The organism is Maribacter sp. PR1, assembly GCF_028464145.1.
GTDB lineage: Bacteria > Bacteroidota > Bacteroidia > Flavobacteriales > Flavobacteriaceae > Maribacter.
This window is the reverse complement of record NZ_JAQPCG010000001.1, coordinates 250536-272709: the sequence shown is the minus strand read 5'-3', so window position 1 is coordinate 272709 and position 22174 is coordinate 250536. Positions and strand designations below refer to the sequence as shown.

The following is a 22174-nucleotide window of genomic DNA, read 5'->3' as shown; positions in this document are numbered from 1 at the left end:
TTTTATTTGGTAATAAAAGGTACGTGTTTTTTTAACGAGTAATTATTCTTTAAAAACTTGGAATTTAATTTCACATCAGAAATTGCGATGGCTGCTCCCAAAGCTGATCCTAAGGAGGAATCCGTCGTTCTGAGTTTCATATCTTTTAAGGCATCGGATAATAACTGAATATAAATATCATTATCGCTGAATCCACCATCAATATATAGTCTTTTGATACTCATAGCCCCTTGGGCCATTTTTATACTTTTCACTTGCAGTTCCACCAATTCCATCATCAATTGGTGGTAGGCCTCTTCAAAAGTATCATAGTTAATAATGGTTTTAGTAGGCATTTCAGGACTGTTTAAAACCTTCCATGAAAACCTGTTCTGAAAATCCTTTTTTAACTTCAGATATAATTCCATATCAAATGCAACCGAGGTGTGATAATCTTCGGAAACTTGGTAATGCTCCGATAGAATTTTAATCTGATGACTATACTCGTTTCCTAAAAACAATCGGGTGGATTTCACTGGCTTTCCATTGATCCGCATATAATTGATGCAATCCTGCTTTACTTCAGTTTTAGATAATACCCCATTTTCAAAGGGGTTTAAGGTAATGCTCCATGTGCCTGTAGAAACCAATACAAACTTCTTCTCTATACTACGAACATAAGGAAGCAAAGCTGCGGAACTATCATGGATGCCAACACCAATTTTAATTCGTTTTCCATTATAGTTCATATTGATACTGGTCTCCGTGGAAACGATAGAAGGGAATATTTTATGAAGACCTTCTGCATAAACCCAAGAGTGATAGTCTTTTTTAGAATAATCCCATAAAGCTGTATGGCAACCAATACTGGTATATTCGCTTAGAGGAATTCCGGTAAAAACGTAACTGATATACTGAGGAAGATGTAGAGAGAATCTAATTTTCTTAAATAGTTCCGGTTTTTTGGTTTTCAGCCAATACAGTTGCATCCCGGAGTTCAGCATTCCTGAATTTGTGGATCCAGTAACGGCTGCAAATTTATCTTCTGGACCGTATTTTTCAAAAAACGATTCAATAATCTCGGTATCCAAGGGTTTAGTGTAATTATACAAAGGGGTAAGTACTTCCCCATTTTCGTCCAAATGCACCAAACTGGCACCATAGGTTGAGAAATTTATGGCGGTTACATTGAACTTCCCTTCGTTAAGTATGCTGTCAAAAACACCTTTTAGCCATCTTTGAAGTGCCAATAGGTCTTCCGTTGGGTGACCGTCCTCATCTTCAATGGTATCGAATGACGTATATTCCCGGTACACCTCCTGAAAATTGGTGTCGAAAAGGAAAAACTTTTTATTGGTCTTACCAATGTCAAATATGGCCGTTACGTTCTGCATAACTTAAAGTCCCGATGCTACCGAATGAAGACCTCTTTCTTTTATCAATGTTTCCCTTACTTTTAGGTTTCGATAGGTCTGAATAGGTGAGAGGGCTCCGCCTCGTGCCAATCGGGCTTTTTCTAATAAGGGTCTTACATCGGTCCGGTAGGCAGATTGTATAATTTCTTGGCAAAGTGCCACATCATGCGCTGCTTGGGCTTCCCTTAATTGATTCTGATTGATAAGCATTGCTTTTGCATATGCTTCCTGAATGGCTTCCAATGATTGTATTAAGTCCTCCAGCGGATCTTTGATATTATGGCTTGCGTCGATCATCCAAGCCGGATAGGGATTTTGGGGATTGTGTTGCATTCCTTGTACCAGTTCATTGAAGATAAGGAAAAGGGCATAAGGCTTAATGGAGCCTACGGTAAGATCATCATCCCCATATTTACTATCGTTAAAGTGAAAACCTCCCAATTTTCCCTTGAGCATGAGCGTCGCAACGATCTGTTCAATATTGGTATTGGGCAGGTGATGCCCCAAATCCACCAAGGTATACGCCCTATCGCCACAAGCATTGGCCAACATAAATGAAGTACCCCAGTCTTGAATTACTGTGCTGTAGAAGTTGGGCTCATAAGGTTTGTATTCAATAAAAAGACTCCAATCTTTGGGCATGGAATTGTAAATCTTTTTTAAGCTATCCTCCGTATGTTGAAGTGCCGATTGAAAGTTGCCCTGTCCCGGAAAATTGGCCCCATCAGATAGCCAAACGGTCAGGCTCTTGGAACCTAACTTTTCACCTATTTTTATTACATCGATATTATGTTGTATGGCCTGTTCACGAGAGGCTGTACTGATATTGCTTAAAGAACCATGCTTATAGCTTTCTTTGGCATTTTTCTGATCTTGGAAAGTGTTGGAATTTACGGCATCAAATAGTAAGTGGTGTTGGGCTGCTTTTTGTTTTATGGCTTCATAGTCTTTTGGTATGTCCCACGGTATATGTAGGGAGATAGCCCCAGCGGTTTGGGTCAACGAGTGGATGACTCCTACATCGTCCATCTTTTGTTCCAAAGTGCCTGGCTCTCCGCCATAGGAAAAACGGCCAAAGCGCGTTCCTCCTGCACCCAAGGCCCAGCTGGGAATGGCCACTTGGAAGTCAGCCAGTTTATTTACAAGATCATCTACAATAATTTCTGATTTTGCCAAAGAATTGGACAAAAAATCAAATTTATTTTGATGGTCTTGAAGTGATTTTTGATTATCCGATGCTATATCTGATTTGTTTACTATCATACCTTTTCATTAAATAGAGAAATTCCACAAGCATTACGCTTGTGGAGATTTCCCTCAACTTAAAATTAACACGATTATCTTACAAATGCATTGGCCATACCCCCATCAACATTGATAATGTTTCCAGTGGATTTGTCCAATATGCCAACTAGGGCAAAAACCCCATTGGCAATGTCCTCTGGGTAGATGATTTCATTGAGTAGGTTTCTTTTGGCATAATGTGCGGGAAGTTCGTCTACTGTAATACCATAGGCCTTAGCGCGTCCTTCGGCCCATTCTCCTTCCCATATCTTACTACCAACAATGACACCATCCGGATTCACGACATTTACCCTAATCTTATCGGAGGCCAATTCTGCCGCCAGTAATCTAGACATGTGTTGTTGTGCCGCTTTGGCGGTTCCATATCCAACATTGTTGGGGCCTGAAACCAATCCATTTTTACTTGCTATATTGATGATATCCCCACCTAGTCCTTGCTGTCTCATGATAGCTACCCCTTGTTTGGCCAATTCAAATTGACCTTTCACCAATACATTTTGAAGGAGGTCCCAATCTTTTTCGGTCGTTTCGGTCAAGGGTTTTGAAATTGCCAAGCCAGCGCTATGAATTACAATGTCAATTCCTCCAAACTCCAAACAGGCTTTTTTATAGGCATCTTCAATGGATTCCGTTTTGGTTACATCGCACACCGCATATCTAGCGACATCCCTTGGATACGTTTCCACAGCTTCCTGTAAACGATTTTCGGCAATATCACTAAGAATTACATTGGCGCCTTCCTGGGCCAATTTATCGGCGATTGCCTTGCCTATTCCTCCGCCGGCACCGGTAACTAGAGCTACTTTTCTTGAAAGTGGCTTTTCCTTGGGCATACGCTGTAATTTGGCCTCTTCCAACAACCAATACTCTATGTCAAATGCTTCTTGTCTTGGTAGTGATGTATATTCCGTTATTGCCTCTGCACCTCGCATAACGTTGATAGCGTTTACATAAAATTCATTGGCGACCCGAGTAGTCTGCTTGTTTTTGGCAAAACTGAACATGCCCACTCCCGGGTAAATGATTATGACCGGATTAGGGTCCCGCATGGCCGGACTATTGGGCCGTTTGCAATTTTCGTAGTACTCCTTGTATTCCTCACGATATTTTTCAAATGCAGGTTCCAATCTTTTCAATAGGGCGTCGGAGTCATTCGTATCCTCATTTACATCCAAGTCCAAAACCAAAGGCTGGATTTTTGTTCTCAAAAAATGATCGGGGCAGGAGGTGCCCATGGGTGCCAATCGTTCCAAATCATTACTGTTGATGTATTCAAGAACAACATCGCTATCATTAAAATGACCGATCATTCTAGCTTCAGAAGAACAAAGACCTCTTAATAAAGGCATTAATTGCGCTGCTTTTTCTTTTCGTTTTTTTTCGGGTAATGAGGTCACTTTTTGTCCGCCGAAAACACTTCCATTCTCCTTGATTTTCTTTTCTATAAATTCAGAGGCCATTTCTATTACTTCCAAGCTATTCATGTAACAATCGTAGGAAGTATCGCCCCAAGTGAACAATCCGTGGCTACCCAATACAATACCACGAATTCCTGGGTTATCGTTCAAACATTTTTCCAACTGAAGTCCCAGGTCAAAACCAGGTCGTTGCCATGGTACCCATCCCATGGTATCTCCCCAAATTTCTTTCGTAACTTTTTCGCTATCCTTTGCGGCCGCCACGGCAATGAGGGCATCTGGGTGCAAGTGATCTATGTGTTTAAAGGGTAGTAGCCCGTGTAAAGGGGTGTCAATAGAAGGTGCCCTGCTATCCAAATCATAAATGCAATGATTGAATAGGCCTACCATACGGTCTTCATCCTCTAAACCGCCATACACATTTTTAAGGTTCCGTAATCGTTCTGTATAAAGACCTGCAATTCCCGCTCTGTTCAATGTACCAATATCCCCACCGGAACCTTTGATCCACATTACTTCAACTTCCTCATTGGTCAAGGGATCTTTTTCTATGGTCTTACAACTGGTATTACCACCACCGTAATTGGTAATTCTTAAATCGGCTCCTAAAATGTTGGATCTATAAAGAAATAATGCAACTTGGTCATCGCCTAAAGCGGCTGCCTTTTCATTGTCCCAGAGGTAGTCTACGTGATTGAACTTTTTTGTTTCCATTTTTTTATTCTAAAAATATGATTCAAAACTATGGATTCATTTATTCAAAAGTATTCTGTACAGTTCTGTTCTTACTTCTAAAGTCTGTTCTGCAAACAATTCAAAGGGATTTCCGCTGAATCACATAGAAAGGATTCTCTTTTTGTTGTTTTTGTTTGTTGATAACAAGTTTGGCAGCCTCCTTTCCCAACTTTTCAAAATCGGTCGAAATTACAGTAATGCCATCAAGTAAGATTTCCTTTAACGGGGTATCATTGTAGGATATAATACCAACGTCTTTTCCTATAACTAAATCGGTCTCCTTAATTTTTTTAATTAAGATTACCAGATCATTTTCCATCAAATTGATGTAGGCTGTGTCCTTTTCAATAATTTCATTTTCTATTTCCTCCACAATTTTAAAATCGTAGGCATATTGTCCGCAGAACCTTATAAAACCTTTTTTTATTTCAATGGGATGATAGGTTCTCTTTCGTAGTAATAATTTTATCTGTTTGTATTTTTTTAATTGTGGATTTAGTTCTGCAAGTGCCTCATAAATATTCTTTTCAAAATCTTGATAAATACATCCAACTTTTGACCCCAAAAGTTCTACACGTTTATCGAGAATTATCAGTTTATCCAATGGGATTTCCTTTTTAATAAAATTGATAAGGTCTTCACCACCTTCTTCAAAATGGCAAATAATTGTGTAATGGGTGTAGTCTCTCGCTCTACTTGCCTCTATTAGGTTTTTGAATTGCCTGTAATTATTGTCATAAATAAAAAAGTCTACTGTAGCATTGTCGCCTAGCGCTCTAACAAAGGCATCATAGATGATTTTTTTATGTGCACTTAGTTTATTGAAAAGTAAAAAGACTTTTGCTTTTAAAACCAAATCATCCTTTTTTATGTAGTAGCCCTTTCCGGGGACAGATTCTACATATTCCAGTTTTTTTAAATAATCATAAGCTCTAACAATAGTATCCCTGGAAATGTCGAATTCAATCAAGAGTTCATTGACCGAGGGTAATTTATCATTTTTTTTAATATCCCCATTTTCAATGGCTGCAAAGAGTGAATTTATAATCTGCTTATACTTGGGAACCTTTGAATCTTCTATTATTTGAATAAGATGCAGCATAAATGGTAAAAACGTTTTTTCGAAGATAGTAAATTAAAAAAGTCGTATTTTCTTGTATTAAATCTTAACAACATAACTGTACGTAACAGTTATTCATCAATAAAAAAATATATTCGGCCAAATAAATTTTCGGGGTGGTATCCTCAATGTTTATTGATTTAAAATAATAGAAAATATGCTAAAGAGAACATTGACACTTGCTGTCACATTAATATTTACGATTAACTATTGCGTTGCTCAAACTTCTACACAGGAGCTTACAACAGAATATTTAGAAACTCCTTTGGGTATTGATGTGGAAACGCCTCGCTTTAGTTGGCAGATGAAAACCAACGCAAATGCCCATGGACAAAAGCAAATGGCGTATCAAATTAAGGTAAGCTCGGAAAACGGTGATATGGTTTGGGACAGCGGAAAAGTGAACAGCGATATTTCTCTGGCAATACCTTACCAAGGCGAAAAATTGCAATCAAGGACAAGATATAATTGGGAGTTGACGGTTTGGGATGAAAAAAATAAAAAAATGGGGAATTCATCTTGGTTTGAAACCGGATTAATGGATTCTGACCCCAATTCTGATTATTGGAATAATGCCCAATGGATTGGAGGTGGTGCAGAGGACCTCGTACTGTATTCCCATTATTTGTCCGTCTTTAAATTGGAATATGGACTTCAGCTAGATACGAAGTCCAAAAGCACCAAAGCATCTTTTTTGTTTGGTGGGAATGATGCCCGTCTGATGGATAAGGATATGAACATTCAAGGGGTGAAGGTTGGAAAAGATGAAAGCTATATACGTTTCGAATTGGATGTTGCGGCTGTGGATGGCTCCGAAGATGGTCTGGCCAAATTTAATATTTTCAGAGTGGGATATACCCCAAAGGATAGTAGTGATGAACCTTTTAAGAGCTATGAAATTCCCTTGGATTTGATAAACGAGAGGAACAAAAATGAAAAGCATGCTTTTTATACTGAATGTAATTTTGGAATTTTCAGGGTCTATCTCAACGGGATGAAAGAAAATAATGAATTGACCAAAAACCCCAATGCAGATGATAATCCGAGAGCACCAAAGGGCATCAATCTCAATCCTGTAGGTTCTGGAAACAATTATATCAGTTTTCCAATGGTTGCCGATATCGGTTTTTATGTAGGCGCCGATCAACAAGCCGAATTCTCCAATATTAACATTAGGAACTTTAGGGCTCCTTCCAATGCTTTGTTTTCAGATGGTTTTGAAAAAGAAGCCGATTATAATGGCGTATTTGAAGAACACATCAATGGGAATTCGAATTTAAACCTAAAAGACGGTTCACTACATATAGCTGGAGGGACAGAAGGCACTTTGGTGCTGGCAGACCCCAGTAAAAATTCCGAACCCATGTTAAGAACGGAATTCAGTGCTTCCCGTGCAAAAGTGGCTAAAGCAAGACTGTATGTCACGGCCAGGGGCATTTATGAAATGTATCTAAATGGCCAAAGAGTGGGTGAGGATTATTTTACCCCCGGGCTTACGCAGTATAATAAAACCCAAATGTACAAGACCTATGATGTTACCAATCTTATAGACAAGGAAAATGCTTTGGGAGCATGGTTGAGCGAAGGTTGGTGGAGTGGAAATATTACCTATAGTGGTGAAAATTGGAATTTTTTTGGAGACCGTCAATCTTTACTGGCCCAACTGATTATCACGTATGAAGATGGAACCGAGAAGGTAATTACTACCAATGATACGGATTGGAAATTATTTACGGACGGACCTGTACAATATGGTAGTTTTTTCCAGGGTGAGGTCTATGATGCGAATAGGGAGTCGGCAATTGAGGGCTGGGCAACCACGGATTTTGACGATACGGATTGGAAGTCCGTTGTGGAAGTACCACTAAATGGGACTACCTATCAAGGCGAGGATTTGAGCTATGAAAATTTGGAGCTCATCGGGCAAATAGGCCAAAGTCCAGCTATCGTAAAAGAACTGACACCCATAAGTGTCGAGGAGGTAAGACCGGATGTTTTCGTGTACGACCTAAATCAAAACATGGTTGGATTTCCTGAAATAAAACTTCCTCCTGGTCAGGCTGGTGATACCATAACCTTGAGATATGCCGAAGTGAAGTATCCGGATTTAAGGGAGTACAATCCTAATGTGGGTATGGTGATGCTGGAAAATATAAGGGCAGCATTGACCCAGGATATATATATCAGGAAAGGTGGTGAAGAAACCATACGACCACGTTTCACGTTCCATGGTTTTCGTTTTTTAGAGATAACCGGAATCAACGACCCATTACCATTAGGTGATGTGAAAGGCTTGGTCGTTAGTTCAATCAAAAGTTTGGCTTCAAACTATGAAACGTCCAATGAGTTAGTGAATAAACTATGGGAAAATATTACTTGGTCGCTACGGAGTAACTTTTTGTCCATCCCTACGGACACGCCTGCGCGAAATGAACGTATGGGTTGGAGTGGGGATATCAATGTCTTTTCGGAGGCATCCACTTACTTGGCAGATGTAGACCCATTTTTAAGCAGGCACATGTTGGCTATGAGGGACATTCAAAGAGAAGACGGTAGGTTCACGGATGTTGCACCTGTAGGTGGTGGTTTTGGTGGAACCTTATGGGGAAGCGCCGGCGTTATCGTCGCATGGGAGGTCTATCAACAATATGGTGACAAGGCATTGCTGGAGGAGCATTACGACGCCATGAAAAGTTATATTAATTTTCTTAGTTCAAAAATAGAACCGGAGACTGGCGTAATCAATGAAGGGCCCTTGGGTGATTGGTTGAGCCCCGAAGGATTCAAAAATGAAGATACGGCTTTTTGGACGGCCTATCACTTACGTGATTTGGAAATTTTAGCCAAAACGGCCACCTTATTAGGGAAGGATGCGGATGCCAAAACTTTCCAAAAGGAATACGAGAAACGTAAAGAATTCTTCAATGAAACGTATGTGGATAGTAAAACAGGTAAATCCTTGCATTTAGGGAACCAAAGTATGCGCTTTGGACCACCACTGCCCGAGGATAAACGAAAAAAAGCAGGAGACTTTGTAGACACACAAGCATCATATGCTATTCCGTTGAATATGGGTGTTTTAAACGAAACGAACAAAATCAGGACTATTTCCAATTTGGTATCCGCCATTGAGCGCACCAACGAAGATGAACTTGGGGTGGTACGCCCGGAGTATTCCTTGATGACGGGCTTTATCGGTACGGCATCACTGAACCATGCCTTGTCCGAGAATGGAAAAAGTGAGGTTGCCTATCGCTTGTTGCAGCAAACCTCCTATCCTTCTTGGTTGTATTCCGTAAAAAATGGAGCAACCACAATCTGGGAGCGTTTAAATTCGTATACCGTTGAAGATGGATTTAGTGGAAACAATAGTATGAATTCATTCAATCATTATTCCTTTGGTGCTGTCGCAGCTTGGATGTACAATTATTCCTTGGGGATACAAAGAGATGAGGAAAATCCTGGCTTTAAGCATTTTGTTTTAATGCCCACGCCAGATCCTGATAAGAATATGACCTTCGCCAAAGGATATTATGATAGTATGTACGGTCGTATTGAAAGTGAATGGAGGTGGATAGAAGGTGGTTGGGATTACAACACTACTGTACCGGCTAACACTACGGCCACATTGCATTTACCTTCTGATTCAAAAAAGAAGATTACAGTCGATGGTAAAAAAATCAAAAAAGCGGGGGGGGTTCAACTCCTAGAGGATGATGGAAATAAAGTTATTTTAGAACTAGATTCGGGTAACTATAGTTTTAGGATAAATAATTAAAGCAATTGAATTCTGTGTTCACACCTATAAGAGATTTATGAATTTATAAGAAAAAAACTTTTAAAGTTTTTTCTTAGTAGAAATAAAAAAGGCCCAATACTTTGAGGATTGGGCCTTTTTTATAATATTTATGAGTTTCTACTTGAATAATTTGGGAGCAAAATCGGTCAGGTAAATTCGCCAGTTACGCCAAATATGTCCACCGTCGGTTTCTACATATTCATAGGGCATTCCTATTTCGTCCAATTGCTTCTTAAGATCTTGATTGGCTTTATATAGAAAATCTGTTTTTCCAATGGCGATATAGTATAATTCCAGACCATTTTTGTGCTGTTGTTCAAGCGTTTCGTTTATGTTATTATACACTTCTCCTGTGGCATCTTCTCTGGGCATGATGGCTGCGGAAAATAGCCCTACATAATCAAACATATTGGGGTAGTATCTTGAAATATGAAAGGAGTGAAATCCGCCCATGGATAAACCAGCAATAGCCCTATTTTCTTTATTCGCTTTCACTCGATAGTTGCTTTCAACAAATTTGATAATGTCCATAAAATATGCTTCGTACGTACCGTCCATTGTTTTCGGGGCCATAAAAACTGGCTTGTAAAATCCATCACTGCCCTTTCCAGGTGCTGCATCTTGGGTAACATTGCCATTGGGCATTGCTATGATCATTGGCTGTGCCTTTCCTTCTGCAATAAGATTGTCAATAATTTGTGAGGTACGTCCCAAGTCCATCCAAGCCTCTTCATCACCTCCGGCACCATGAAGAAGGTAGAGTACAGGATATTCTTCTTTGGAATCCTCATATCCTGGTGGGGTGTAGATGGTTATTCTGCGGTCCATGCCAAGTCCGGGTGAATCATACCATCGTTTGGCAACGGTTCCATGGGGCACATCATTTACTTTGTAACTGTCTGCCTTTCCTTTCCCAATAATAAAAATATTGGTCAGGGAAGACACATCCCTTATGACAAAGGGGTTGTTTGGATCCCTTATAGTCATACCATCTACAATGAAACTATAGTTGTACAATTCAGAGGGTAAGGTTTCGGTGGTATACGTCCAAAGGCCGTCACCATTTTTGGATAACAACTTTTTTCCGGGGGCATCCATTTCACCCATGGGAGTCTTCATTTTTGTGGTGGGCAGAAAATCCCCTGTAATGAATACGGAATCGGCCGCTGGCGCCAATAATCGAAATGTTACGCTTTTATCTTTATTTATTTCTGGTGATACAATTTCCTGTCCGCCAAATAAGGCTTCTTGTCCGTTTGATTTTAGACCTGCCAAAAGCATGACAAGGGCAATCATTATTTTTGTTTTTGTCATTTTAAAAAGTTTAGATCGAAATTATTTTAAGTCTTAGATTTTTAATATTTATTCCTGCTAAGGATGAGGTAGGTAGTTGTGAACGCAAACAAATGTATACAAAAAAAGCGCTTCCTAAAGGTAATAGTTTAATTATTGTCTCATTTTGTTACAATAATACTTTGTTTTCTACTTGTTTTGTTCGTTATTTGACACTTTAGGATTATTTGCGCGTGTAAATTGAAGACTATGGAGGAAAAGCAGGATTTTATTCAAAATTTGTCATATGATTCTGTAATATTTGGCTTTAATGGAACTCAGTTGAAAATCCTTATTTTGGAGTATCACAATACAGGATTGTTCGCGCTTCCTGGAGGATTTGTACAGATGGATGAAAACTTGGAGGACGCGGTAAAAAATGGAGTTAGGCAGCGAACCGGTATTCAGGATATTTACTTGGAACAATTCTACACCTTTGGTGGTTTAAAGCGGTCCGATCCAGCAGCAATGGATAAGATTTTAACCCAAAATAATTTGGATAAGGAACAGTACAGCTGGATGATGGGGCGATTTATTTCCATTGGTTACTATGCACTGATCAATTATGAAGATGTGACTCCTAAACCCGATGAACTTTCGGATAGTATCAACTGGTACCCGATTGATGAACTTCCAAAGTTGATGATGGACCATGAGGAAATGGTGGAAAGGGCGCTTAGGGTACTCCGCCATAATTTGGATCGGAAATTGGTAGGGACGAACCTATTGCCTCATAAATTCACAATGAAGCAATTGCAACAGGTATATGAAGCGGTATTAGGAGTGGGACTGCGACGAACAACTTTTCAAAGAAAAATGCTTTCCCTTGACATTTTGGTAAGGCATGAAAAATTGTTTCAGGGTAAAGCTCATAAAGCTCCTTATCTATATAGCTTTAAATAAAAATTGAATCAATAATTAATTAAAACAATAATGAACATGAAGAAAATAATTTTTAATGCGTTTATACTGGTTGCATTTGGCCTTGTTTTTTCTTGTAAGGAAAAAACGGAGAAAACAAATGAAATGGCAGATACGCCTGAAACTCCAGTGGAAGAAGTTAAGGACTTTGGAGGTCTTGCATTATACACCGTAAGAGATGATATGGGAACGGATGCCAAGTCAACCTTAAAGGCCGTCGCGGATGCAGGCTATGAAAATATTGAGGCCGCAGGTTATGCTGATGGTAAATTCTACAACATGACTCCTGTTGATTTTAAAGCCTACTTATCTGAAATAGGCCTTAACCCTATAAGTACACATCAGTCTAGCGTTACATTGGATAATGCGGATGAAATGATGGCAGAGGTTAAGGCTGCGGGATTTGAATATTTCGTAGTACCAGTTCCTCCTATGGGAATGTTCACCTTCAATATGGAGGAAAGAACTATGGGAATGAAAGGTACCGCTCAGGAACTAGCCGATATTTTGGATACTCTTGGGGAAAAAGCAAGCAATGCTGGCCTTAAACTCTTATATCACAATCACGATTTCGAATTTAAAAAAGGGGACGACGATGTGGTAATGATAGATTATTTACTGGAAAATTGTAATCCTGATAACGTTAACTTTCAAATGGACTTGTATTGGGTGACCAAAGCAGGCGCCGACCCAGTTGCTTATTTTGAAAAGTATCCGGGTCGTTTTAAACTTTGGCATGTAAAGGATATGGATGATCAGGGGAGATTTGCTCCTGTTGGTACAGGAACCATTGATTTTGGTAGAATTTTAGAGAAGAAAGAGCTTTCCGGTATGGAATATTATATGGTGGAACAGGATATGACATTTGATGGACTAAAACCTTTGGAAGCCATAAAGATTAGCCATGAAGGGTTGAAGGAAATCGGATTTGAGTAATCCTTCAAGATGAAACGGAAAACTTTTATTAAAACTACGGCCGCATTCGCAGCTGCTACGACCATAAATCCCTTGGCCTCCTGTAAACTGGATAAAAAGAAAATGTCCGAAGATTTGCCACTTGAACCTGTTCGAAAGAATTGGGCCGGTAACTATGTGTACAAGGCAAAAGATTTACATGAGCCGAAGACCACTTCAGAGGTTCAAACCTTGATCAAGGAACTGGATGCTCAAAAAGCCTTAGGATCTAAACACTGTTTCAACAACATTGCCGATAGTCCTATGAACCAAATCTCCACCAAACATTTAAATGGTGTCATCGATTTGGATGAGGAAAAAATGACCGTTACCGTTGGTGCAGGTGCTAAATACGGTGATTTTGCCCCTGAATTACATGAAAGGGGATATGCTTTGCATAACTTGGCCTCTCTGCCACATATTTCGGTTGCGGGAGCATGTGCGACGGCAACACATGGTTCTGGCGTTAAAAACGGAAATTTAGCAACTGGAGTGGCTGCCATTGAATTGGTCAATGGCAATGGAGAAATTATAATGCTAAAAAGGGGAGACGAAGCCTTTAACGGTGCTGTAGTAAATCTCGGAGCCTTGGGTATTATCACCAAAATGACCTTGGATATCCAAAAGACATTTGATGTTCGACAGGATGTCTTTCAAGAACTTCCCTTGGAATCCCTGAAGGAAAATTTTCATGCTATTTTATCGGGTGGTTACAGCGTAAGTCTTTTTACGGACTGGCAGGATCAAAAAATAAGTCAGGTGTGGGTGAAAAGACGGACCGATGAAGAAGTTAAGGATTTAGGTAACGATTATTTTGGAGCCAAAGCGGCTACAAGAAACCTGCATCCAATTACGGAATTGTCTGCTGTGAATTGCACGGATCAAATGGGTGTTTCTGGACCTTGGTACGACCGACTTCCGCATTTTAAAATGGGTTTCACGCCCAGTAGCGGTGAAGAATTACAATCGGAGTTTTTTGTACCTGAAGATCAAGCACTTGATGCCATATTGGCCCTGGAAAAAAAGAGAGACCTAATTTCCCCGCAATTGATGATTACTGAAATACGTACCATAGCGGCAGATGATTATTGGATGAGCCCATGTTATCAACAGGATTGTGTTGCCATTCATTTCACATGGAAACAAAACCCCAAGGAAGTTGGGGAGCTGGTAACCATGATAGAAAATGAACTGGAGCCTTTTCAGTTCAGGCCACATTGGGGGAAAATCTTTAACGTTGACCCCGAGGTGTTGGCCTTAAGATATAGTAAGTTTTCGGATTTTCTAGCTCTGGCGAAACAGCACGATTCCGATGGAAAATTCAAAAATGATTATTTGAACAAGAATTTATATCAAGCCTAAAAAATATTGAAACAATGAAAAAACTAACTCTTAAAATTTGCATGCTTCTATTATCGGTTTCCATTTCCATGGTGGCCCAAGAAGTGAAGACCGGAATGGATGTGGCGGTTACGAACACCAATAATGGAAAGGTCCGCGGGTATATACAAAACGATATTTTTACATATAAGGGAATTCCTTTTGGTAAGGCCGAAAGGTTTGAGGCCGCTGTAAAACCAGAACCATGGGAGGGTATTCGTAGTTCTACGATGTATGGACCAGTGGCCCCTTTGTTAACACCAACAACAACGGTCAATGATGAGGCGGAATTTGTTTTTGACCATGATTGGGGATATACCAATGAGGACTGTTTAAGTTTGAACGTTTGGACCCCAAGTATATCGGACACTAAAAAAAGACCGGTACTATTTTGGATTCACGGGGGTGGATTCACTTCGGGGTCAAGTCATGAACTACCGTCTTATGATGGTGAAAATCTGAGTAAAAAAGGAGATGTAGTCGTTGTGTCCATTAATCATCGTTTGAATGTTTTAGGGTTCTTGGATCTTTCGGCCTATGGGGATAAATACAGTCATTCCGCCAACAACGGCATGTTAGATATCGTTTTGGCCTTGGAATGGGTCAAGGACAATGTTGCCAATTTTGGGGGCGATCCAAATAATGTAACCATTTTTGGCCAATCTGGTGGTGGTGCCAAGGTAAATACTTTAATGGCCATGCCCAAGGCCGAGGGTTTGTTCCATAAGGCTATTAATCAGAGCGGATCTTTTAGAAGTTCTATTTTGGAAAAAGAGGATACCCAGTCCATAGCGTCCGAAACCTTATCCATTTTAGGGTTGGATGAGGCCTCTGTGGATAGCATTCAGAATATTCCTTTTGAAGTATTGTCCGAAGCAAGTAGCAAGGCTTTAAGAATTACGGCCGAAAAAATGAGGGCTGCTGGCAAACCGGCTATAGGTTTTGGTCTTAGTTGGGGACCTAGCCTGGATGGAACGGATTTACCCCATCAGGTAAATTCCAACAAGGCCATGGAAATGTCCAAGGAAATACCACTATTGATTGGAACGGTAAAAAACGAATTTGCCCCTTTTACTACGATGCAATTGGTAAATGCTTCTGAAGAAGATATTATGAAACAGATTAAGGAACGCTATAAAGAAAATGCCGATGCCTATATAAAGGCCGTGAAAAAAGCATACCCCAACGATACAGACCCCAAAGATCTTTTGGACGTGGATACGATGTTCAGACCTGGAGCCGTGGTGCAGGCGAACGAAAAATCTGCTTTAAAGGGCGGAGCGGATGTTTATATGTATTTGTTTACCTGGCAGTCCCCAGTTTTCAATGGAAAATACAAGGCCTTGCATTGTATGGAATTACCATTTGTATTTGATACGGTGGATTTGGCAAATCAAATGACCGGAGGAGGCGAAGAGGCCCATCAACTGGCCGATAAAATGAGTAGCGCTTGGATCAATTTTGCCAAGACGGGGAATCCCAATGCAGCTAGTTTGCCGGAATGGCCTGTATACAATGAAACGAATACGGCTACGATGCATTTTAACGTAACCTGTGAGGTAAAACCTCAAATGGACAAGGAATTGTTTGAAATTGTAAGTGGAAATTAGAAAAAATAATACCAAAATTCAGGGAGTATGAACTTTTGAGTGTACAGACCATTACAACCCTTGTGCTCTGCCATTTTAGATGCCTGCCGATATGACTACCGTCGAAACCCAGTTTGAAGATGTGCCAAGGGATATGATCCCGTATACGGATTCTGAAGGGAATGTTTATGATTTTGCCTTTGGACTAAATTGGAATGGACCTATTTCAGACGAAAGAGTGTCTACATATAAATAGGAAGTTTATTTAATGGCCCTCAATACTTAGAATTGAGGGCTTTCCATTTTTAAAAAATTCCATATTCCATTAAACCCTTTACTTTTTTCTTCGTCTAAAGAACAACTAAACAAATAAAAACCAATAATAGGTTCAAAATGAAAATGACCACAGGACTTTATATGAGAATTATTCATCGGTATTTAGGCTTCTTCTTGGCCGGTATCATGGGTATGTACGCCATTAGCGGGATTATCATGATTTTTAGAAATACTGATTTTTTAAAAAAAGAAGTAATCGTTGAAAGGCAATTAGGGCCTAATTTAAGTGTAGAGCAATTAGGACCGCAATTAAAAATGAGAGTAAATGTGGATAAGACTGAGGGAGACATAATTTATTTTGGAGAAAGTACCTATAACACAGAAACAGGTCTTGCGGTTGTTAAAAGGAAAGAATTGCCAATTATTCTACAGAAAATGGAACATTTGCATAAAGCCACTACGGATAGTCCCGTGTATTGGTTGAATATATTCTTTGGTTTATCCCTATTGTTCTTCGTAGTATCCGCCTTTTGGATGTTTTTGCCAAAAACCTCGGTTTTTAAAAAAGGAATCTACTTCTCCTTAGCGGGTATTGTCTTGACCCTGATTATCTTATTTATTTAATACATTAGAAGAAAGTGGGGCAAACAAAGCGAGAGAAAATAACATAAACTTCAACTAAAAAGGGTCAGTCTCTAAAAAGGTCCAACCGTATATTTGAAATTATACACTTATTTGAGATAGTGTCTTTTATTGCCCTTAAATTACATCTCTTTTATTATTGGTATAGTAACGACGCTGAGTTCTTCCTTGAAAAATAGTAAATCCTTTTGTAGGTTGATGTTTTCAGGAAATATATCCGTTTGAAACAAATCCTGATAATAAGCAATTCCATTAAACAAATTACTTTTAAAAGCCTCCCATTTCTTGATTTGTTTGGTTGTAACTTCTTCTGAAATAGTTTCTATTTCATTTTTTAAATAATCCACATATATTTTCAATTCTTTGACAAACATGTTTGGGCGATGCAGGGTGTGGAGCACAGACCCGTTTCCATAAATATGTTGCATCATTTTTGAAAGTGACACTTCCTTGTCGAAATACGCCATATTAGGTCCTGGACAAATAACCACACCTTGTTTCTGTCCTTTTATTTCAATATCGTTTTCCAAAAAAGATGCATTGGCCAAACCTACACAAAGGCAGGCCTTTTCAGTTATTTTAACTTTGGCGTTTTCATAGGTATTTCGGGGGATTTCAAATCGGTTAGCTTCTAATTCCTGAAGTTTCACGTCCTGATACTTTTTTGAAGCTGTACAAACACCCTTTAAATCCAACTCTTTGCTCAACGCCAAATATTTTTTTGGACAGGAACTCCCAGCTTTATTGTTGTCAATACGTTTTTGTCTATGGTACTCATTTGTACTCCCTTTAATGGTGTTAAAAGGAATTCCCAAAGGTGAAATATTGCTTAAATACAAATCTTTTTCTTTGGCATCAGCTAATAATGTTCTAGTTTTATTATCTACTGAGGTGGCTTCCGGAACCAATAAAAATGGGCTTCCCCAACCTACAGAATCAACTTGGTAATTTTCAAGTAAAAAGTCGTGTTCATCTGCCGTGCCGACACCTCCCTGTACGGTAATCTTCAAATCTAAAGGCTGTACAGGAACTTCCATCCCCTTCTGAAGCAGCCCTTTTGTAAGAACCTTGTGTGTGTCTTCAATTAATTCTGCTTTTTTATTTTTGAACTCTTCTAAAATAGGACCCAACAAAAAGCCTTCTGTTGCAAAAGCATGTCCGCCACAATTTAAACCGGATTCAATCCTATATTCTGAAACCCAAAGTCCTTTTTTTGCCAAAAATTTACCTTGAATGGTTGCTGAACGATAATCACTGACCTTAAGAATAATCTTCTTTTTTAATCGGTGGTTTCTATCAGGAAAGAAATCTTTGAAATTTTCAAAGTAACTATACAATCTAGGGTTCATTCCTGCCGAAAGTACTACTGAAGAGTTTAGTCTACTATTGGCAAAACCCCGGAGTGAGGCATGGGCGTCGTTAAATTCAATAGGCAATTGCTCATTATTGACAAAGTTGTCCTTATCAACTTTTGTCATGATATTCACATCAATATCTCCCGCTTTTAAATGCGCTTCTAAAAAGTTTTCTATGTCGTCCTTAGGCGCTGAACCTTCATTCATTAAATTGGAAAGTCCTTCCCTTATACTGGATGTATTGGGCAAGGTAGTAATGAAACGTTCCAATGCCAATTTACTTTCAGCTAATTCTTTTTTAAATTTTGAGAATTTTTCCTTAACAATGGTATCCACTAAGTTTAAATAGGAAGTTATACGCTTGGCACGATAATCCTGTGCTTTTTTTGAAATTTCTTGATATGGAAGATTGAACTTTTTACTATAGAACGAATTCATTTGTTCTATGAGCTCATCGTCAATAATAGATATTACAGAAGAAATTCCATGGTGGGCCACACGTATTGGACTGTCTATGGTATACGCTAATCCCATTACTGGAATATGAAAGGTGTGTATTGATTCAGGCAAAACCATTTTTTAAATTAAACAAAACACAAATGTGACCTTTATTCTTTAACTAAAACCTGACATATGTCATAGCTCATATTTTTTAAACTGTATAAATCCTGTGAGAAATTTAAATAGGAAAACTTAACACGGAACTGGACATTAATCATAACAAAGTCGGGAATGAAGAAAGTTGCACCGTAAAATTATTTAAACGTAACATTTATTGGGTAAAGCCCATTCGGAGTGAGGATTTGAAAGATTGGACCAGTTTGATTTTCTTATGGCTATCGCAACCAAACCCCAAAAATAGATTGCTGAATTTTAAAGAAATTATAAACGGAATAGAATTAGGTAGGGAATATTTTATGAATAGCATTAAGAATGTGATGTGCCCAAGCCTTAAAAACAAAAAAAAGTCGTGACAACTGTCACGACTTTTCTAATTGTAAGTACTCGAGGCGGGACTTGAACCCGCACGACCAGATGGTCACAGGATTTTAAGTCCGGCGTGTCTACCAATTCCACCACTCGAGCCTAATACCTATCGACAGGTATTGGTATAAAAAAACGCTGAAACCAGCGTCTCTGAGCGAAAAACGGGATTCGAACCCGCGACCTCCACCTTGGCAAGGTGGCGCTCTACCAACTGAGCTATTTTCGCAAGTTTAAAGAACGTACATCTATTAAAAGATGCGGATGCAAATTTAATACAATTCTATAAATGTCAAAGTAAAAAAAGCAAAAGAATAATTTTAATTAGGAGGTCGCTTTCTTCTTTTTTGAGAGTAAGCGTTTTATCTCATTGAGTTTCATTAATGCCTCCACGGGTGTCAGGGTATCAATGTCCAAATGGAGTATTTCCTCTTTGATTTCCTCTAGTAAAGGATCATCCAGATTAAAAAAGCTTAATTGCATTTCATCGGGTGCGGAAACCATTTTCTCAGTAAGTTCTTCACTGGAGTGCGACTTCTCCAGTTTTTTTAGAATCTTATTCGCCCTTGAAATTACTTGCTGGGGCATACCGGCCATTTTTGCCACATGGATGCCAAAACTGTGCTCACTTCCACCCGAAGTCAATTTTCTTAGAAAAAGAACATTATCCTTGAGCTCCTTAACGGAAACATTGTAATTCTTTATGCGCCCAAAAGTAGCCGCCATTTCATTTAATTCATGATAGTGGGTGGCAAACAAAGTTTTTGCCCTGGCAGGATGTTCATGCAAGTATTCCGAAATGGCCCATGCAATGGAAATACCGTCATAAGTACTAGTACCTCGTCCTATTTCATCTAAAAGGACCAAACTTCTATCAGAAAGGTTGTTTAGGATAGATGCAGTCTCGTTCATCTCCACCATAAAAGTGGATTCCCCCATAGAGATATTGTCACTGGCACCGACCCGTGTAAAAATTTTGTCTACGTAGCCAATTTGAGCAGAGTCTGCCGGTACAAAACTCCCCATTTGGGCTAATAGGACAATCAATGCGGTTTGTCTAAGAATAGCGGATTTACCACTCATGTTTGGACCGGTTATCATGATAATTTGTTGGTTGCTACGGTCCAGCGTAACATCATTGGCAATATAGGCCTCTCCCAAGGGTAGTTGTTTCTCTATCACAGGATGCCTTCCATTCTTTATGGTAATGTCCGTGGAATCATTTAATTCCGGAGCTACATAGTTATTCTCCTTGGCCAATTGGGTAAAACCACATAAACAGTCCAATTGGGCAATAAGTTGTGCATTATTCTGTACGGGTTCAATGTACTCTTGCATCCAAACGATAAGCTGCGAGAACAACTGTTGTTCCAAGGAAGTGATACGTTCTTCCGCACCAAGAATTTTTGCTTCGTATTCCTTGAGTTCCTCGGTAATGTATCTTTCGGCACTCACTAAGGTCTGTTTTCGAATCCAAGTTTCGGGAACTTTATCTTTATGGGTGTTCCTAACCTCTATATAATATCCAAATACATTGTTTGATGCTATTTTTAAGGAAGAAATTCCTGTGGCTTTAGTTTCTCGCTCCAACATCTGGTCCAAATAATCCTTACCACTTGTGGCCAGTCCTCGTAATTCATCCAGTTCCTTGGAAAACCCTTTCGCAATCACGCTACCCTTCAAAAGATTAACGGGCGCTTCTTCGTTGAGCATTTCCTTAATTTTATTGCGCAGTAAATCACAGGATTGCAATTTATCACCAATTAATGCCAATGCATCGTTCTTGGAATTCGATGCGATTTGTTTTATAGGAAGAATAGCCTCTAAGGAATTTTTGAGCTGTACAACCTCTTTCGGGTTAACCTTGCCTGTTGAGATTTTGGAAATCAACCGTTCCAAATCTCCCATGTGCTTTATACTTCCTTGTAATTTGTCCAAAATACCCTCGTTATCGGATAAATGGGTAACAACTTGATGCCTACTTTTAATTTTTTGGACATTTTTTAGCGGAAGGGCCAACCAACGCTTAATCATCCTACCGCCCATTGGGGAAATCGTTTTGTCGATTACATCCAATAAGGTTACTGCATTTTCATTGTAGGAATGGTATAGTTCAAGATTTTTTATCGTGAAACGATCCATCCATATGTATTCATCCTCAGCTATCCGCTGTAAGGTGTTTATATGTTGTAGTTGCCTATGTTGGGTTTCGGATAGATAATGCAGGACAACGCCAGATGCAATAATTCCATGTTTTAAATAATCAATTCCAAACCCTTTTAGCGACTTGGTCTTGAAATGGGTGGTAAGATTTTCTAAGGCATAATCCTCCTGAAACACCCAATCTTCCATAAAAAAAGTATGGAATTGGTTTCCAAATATTTCCGAAAATTCCCTTTTGTGGGCTTTGGAAATTAGCACTTCATTTGGGGAAAAGTTTTGAAGTAGTTTATCTATCTGTTCTTCATTGCCTTCCGAGGTTAAAAATTCCCCAGTGGAAATATCAACAAAGGCGACTCCAAGCTTCTTTCTGCCAAAATGAACGGCACATAAAAAGTTATTACTTTTTGCATTTAGGATATCATCATTTAAGGCAACCCCGGGAGTAACCAATTCGGTCACCCCTCTTTTAACAATGGTCTTTGTTTGTTTGGGGTCTTCCAACTGGTCACAAATAGCAACTCGTTGACCCGCCTTAACCAATTTGGGCAAATAGGTATTCAGTGAATGGTGTGGAAAACCCGCAAGTTCGGTTCTGTCTCCTCCATTGTTTCTGTGGGTAAGAATTATACCAAGAATTTTAGAAGCTTTGACGGCATCTTCTCCAAAAGTTTCGTAAAAATCACCAACACGGAACAATAACAAGGCATCAGGATACTTAGTCTTGATTGTGTTGTATTGTTTCATCAACGGAGTTACCTTTTTTGTCTTTCCTTTTGTCGCCACTTGTTTTATCTACCTATTTTTGTT

At 39.3% G+C, this 22174-nt stretch carries 14 protein-coding genes and 2 tRNA genes; 7 read left to right on the top strand and 9 right to left on the bottom strand.

What is annotated here, in order from left to right; translation table 11 throughout:
• Positions 1 to 2: 2 nt before the first annotated feature.
• From PP182_RS01280 to PP182_RS01265, 4 genes are all read right to left on the bottom strand, one after another.
• A complete protein-coding gene (locus tag PP182_RS01280) occupies positions 3 to 1373 on the bottom strand; it encodes an FGGY-family carbohydrate kinase (RefSeq protein WP_272649513.1) in 1371 nt (456 codons plus the stop codon).
• 3 nt (positions 1374 to 1376) lie between these two features.
• Entirely contained in the window at positions 1377 to 2657 is a 1281-nt protein-coding gene (locus tag PP182_RS01275; protein ID WP_272649512.1) for a sugar isomerase, read from the bottom strand.
• A gap of 74 nt (positions 2658 to 2731) precedes the next feature.
• The gene (locus PP182_RS01270) at positions 2732 to 4831 is read right to left on the bottom strand and encodes a bifunctional aldolase/short-chain dehydrogenase (RefSeq protein ID WP_272649511.1); all 2100 of its coding nucleotides are present in this window, start codon (positions 4829 to 4831) and stop codon (positions 2732 to 2734) included.
• 100 nt (positions 4832 to 4931) lie between these two features.
• Positions 4932 to 5954, bottom strand: a complete 1023-nt coding sequence (locus PP182_RS01265) for a GntR family transcriptional regulator (RefSeq protein WP_272649510.1) — start codon at positions 5952 to 5954, stop codon at positions 4932 to 4934.
• 175 nt (positions 5955 to 6129) lie between these two features.
• On the opposite strand from PP182_RS01265, the gene PP182_RS01260 reads away from it, so the two are divergent.
• Positions 6130 to 9750, top strand: coding sequence for a family 78 glycoside hydrolase catalytic domain (locus tag PP182_RS01260; RefSeq protein WP_272649509.1), 3621 nt, complete (start codon positions 6130 to 6132; stop codon positions 9748 to 9750).
• Between the two features lie 138 nt (positions 9751 to 9888).
• On the opposite strand, the gene PP182_RS01255 is transcribed toward PP182_RS01260, so the two are convergent.
• Positions 9889 to 11085, bottom strand: a complete 1197-nt coding sequence (locus PP182_RS01255; protein ID WP_272649508.1) for an esterase — start codon at positions 11083 to 11085, stop codon at positions 9889 to 9891.
• Positions 11086 to 11313: 228 nt separating this feature from the next.
• Between PP182_RS01255 and PP182_RS01250 the strand changes: the two genes are divergently transcribed.
• The 6 genes from PP182_RS01250 (at position 11314) to PP182_RS01225 (ending at position 16847) form a co-directional block, all read left to right on the top strand.
• A complete protein-coding gene (locus tag PP182_RS01250) occupies positions 11314 to 12006 on the top strand; it encodes an NUDIX hydrolase (RefSeq protein WP_272649507.1) in 693 nt (230 codons plus the stop codon).
• Positions 12007 to 12042: 36 nt separating this feature from the next.
• Positions 12043 to 12960 carry a sugar phosphate isomerase/epimerase family protein gene (locus PP182_RS01245; RefSeq protein WP_419197718.1) on the top strand — a complete coding sequence of 306 codons (918 nt, stop codon included), beginning with the start codon at positions 12043 to 12045 and terminating at the stop codon, positions 12958 to 12960.
• 9 nt (positions 12961 to 12969) lie between these two features.
• Positions 12970 to 14340: an FAD-binding protein gene (locus PP182_RS01240; RefSeq protein ID WP_272649506.1), complete on the top strand. Its 1371-nt coding sequence runs from the start codon at positions 12970 to 12972 to the stop codon at positions 14338 to 14340.
• Between the two features lie 14 nt (positions 14341 to 14354).
• A complete protein-coding gene (locus PP182_RS01235; protein ID WP_272649505.1) occupies positions 14355 to 15968 on the top strand; it encodes a carboxylesterase/lipase family protein in 1614 nt (537 codons plus the stop codon).
• Positions 15969 to 16059: 91 nt separating this feature from the next.
• Positions 16060 to 16203, top strand: a complete 144-nt coding sequence (locus tag PP182_RS01230) for a hypothetical protein (protein ID WP_272649504.1) — start codon at positions 16060 to 16062, stop codon at positions 16201 to 16203.
• A gap of 137 nt (positions 16204 to 16340) precedes the next feature.
• Entirely contained in the window at positions 16341 to 16847 is a 507-nt protein-coding gene (locus PP182_RS01225) for a hypothetical protein (protein WP_272649503.1), read from the top strand.
• Positions 16848 to 16987: 140 nt separating this feature from the next.
• On the opposite strand, the gene PP182_RS01220 is transcribed toward PP182_RS01225, so the two are convergent.
• The 4 genes from PP182_RS01220 to mutS all read right to left on the bottom strand — a co-directional run bounded on the left by PP182_RS01220 (position 16988) and on the right by mutS (position 22111).
• Positions 16988 to 18796 (bottom strand): hypothetical protein, encoded by a 1809-nt coding sequence (locus PP182_RS01220; RefSeq protein ID WP_272649502.1) that lies wholly within the window; start codon positions 18794 to 18796, stop codon positions 16988 to 16990.
• A gap of 426 nt (positions 18797 to 19222) precedes the next feature.
• A tRNA-Leu gene (locus PP182_RS01215) sits at positions 19223 to 19306 on the bottom strand.
• A gap of 54 nt (positions 19307 to 19360) precedes the next feature.
• Positions 19361 to 19433 (bottom strand) — tRNA-Gly (locus PP182_RS01210).
• Positions 19434 to 19528: 95 nt separating this feature from the next.
• Entirely contained in the window at positions 19529 to 22111 is a 2583-nt protein-coding gene (mutS, locus tag PP182_RS01205; protein ID WP_272649501.1) for a DNA mismatch repair protein MutS, read from the bottom strand.
• Positions 22112 to 22174: the final 63 nt, after the last annotated feature.

Excerpts from the sequence above, each read along its gene's own strand:
- PP182_RS01280 (WP_272649513.1), bottom strand. The coding sequence starts at position 1,373 with ATGCAGAACGTAACGGCCATATTTGACATTGGTAAGACCAATAAAAAG.
- PP182_RS01275 (WP_272649512.1), bottom strand. The coding sequence starts at position 2,657 with ATGATAGTAAACAAATCAGATATAGCATCGGATAATCAAAAATCACTT.
- PP182_RS01270 (WP_272649511.1), bottom strand. The coding sequence starts at position 4,831 with ATGGAAACAAAAAAGTTCAATCACGTAGACTACCTCTGGGACAATGAA.
- PP182_RS01265 (WP_272649510.1), bottom strand. The coding sequence starts at position 5,954 with ATGCTGCATCTTATTCAAATAATAGAAGATTCAAAGGTTCCCAAGTAT.
- PP182_RS01260 (WP_272649509.1), top strand. The coding sequence starts at position 6,130 with ATGCTAAAGAGAACATTGACACTTGCTGTCACATTAATATTTACGATT.
- PP182_RS01255 (WP_272649508.1), bottom strand. The coding sequence starts at position 11,085 with ATGACAAAAACAAAAATAATGATTGCCCTTGTCATGCTTTTGGCAGGT.
- PP182_RS01250 (WP_272649507.1), top strand. The coding sequence starts at position 11,314 with ATGGAGGAAAAGCAGGATTTTATTCAAAATTTGTCATATGATTCTGTA.
- PP182_RS01245 (WP_419197718.1), top strand. The coding sequence starts at position 12,043 with ATGAAGAAAATAATTTTTAATGCGTTTATACTGGTTGCATTTGGCCTT.
- PP182_RS01240 (WP_272649506.1), top strand. The coding sequence starts at position 12,970 with ATGAAACGGAAAACTTTTATTAAAACTACGGCCGCATTCGCAGCTGCT.
- PP182_RS01235 (WP_272649505.1), top strand. The coding sequence starts at position 14,355 with ATGAAAAAACTAACTCTTAAAATTTGCATGCTTCTATTATCGGTTTCC.
- PP182_RS01230 (WP_272649504.1), top strand. The coding sequence starts at position 16,060 with ATGACTACCGTCGAAACCCAGTTTGAAGATGTGCCAAGGGATATGATC.
- PP182_RS01225 (WP_272649503.1), top strand. The coding sequence starts at position 16,341 with ATGAAAATGACCACAGGACTTTATATGAGAATTATTCATCGGTATTTA.
- PP182_RS01220 (WP_272649502.1), bottom strand. The coding sequence starts at position 18,796 with ATGGTTTTGCCTGAATCAATACACACCTTTCATATTCCAGTAATGGGA.
- mutS (WP_272649501.1), bottom strand. The coding sequence starts at position 22,111 with ATGAAACAATACAACACAATCAAGACTAAGTATCCTGATGCCTTGTTA.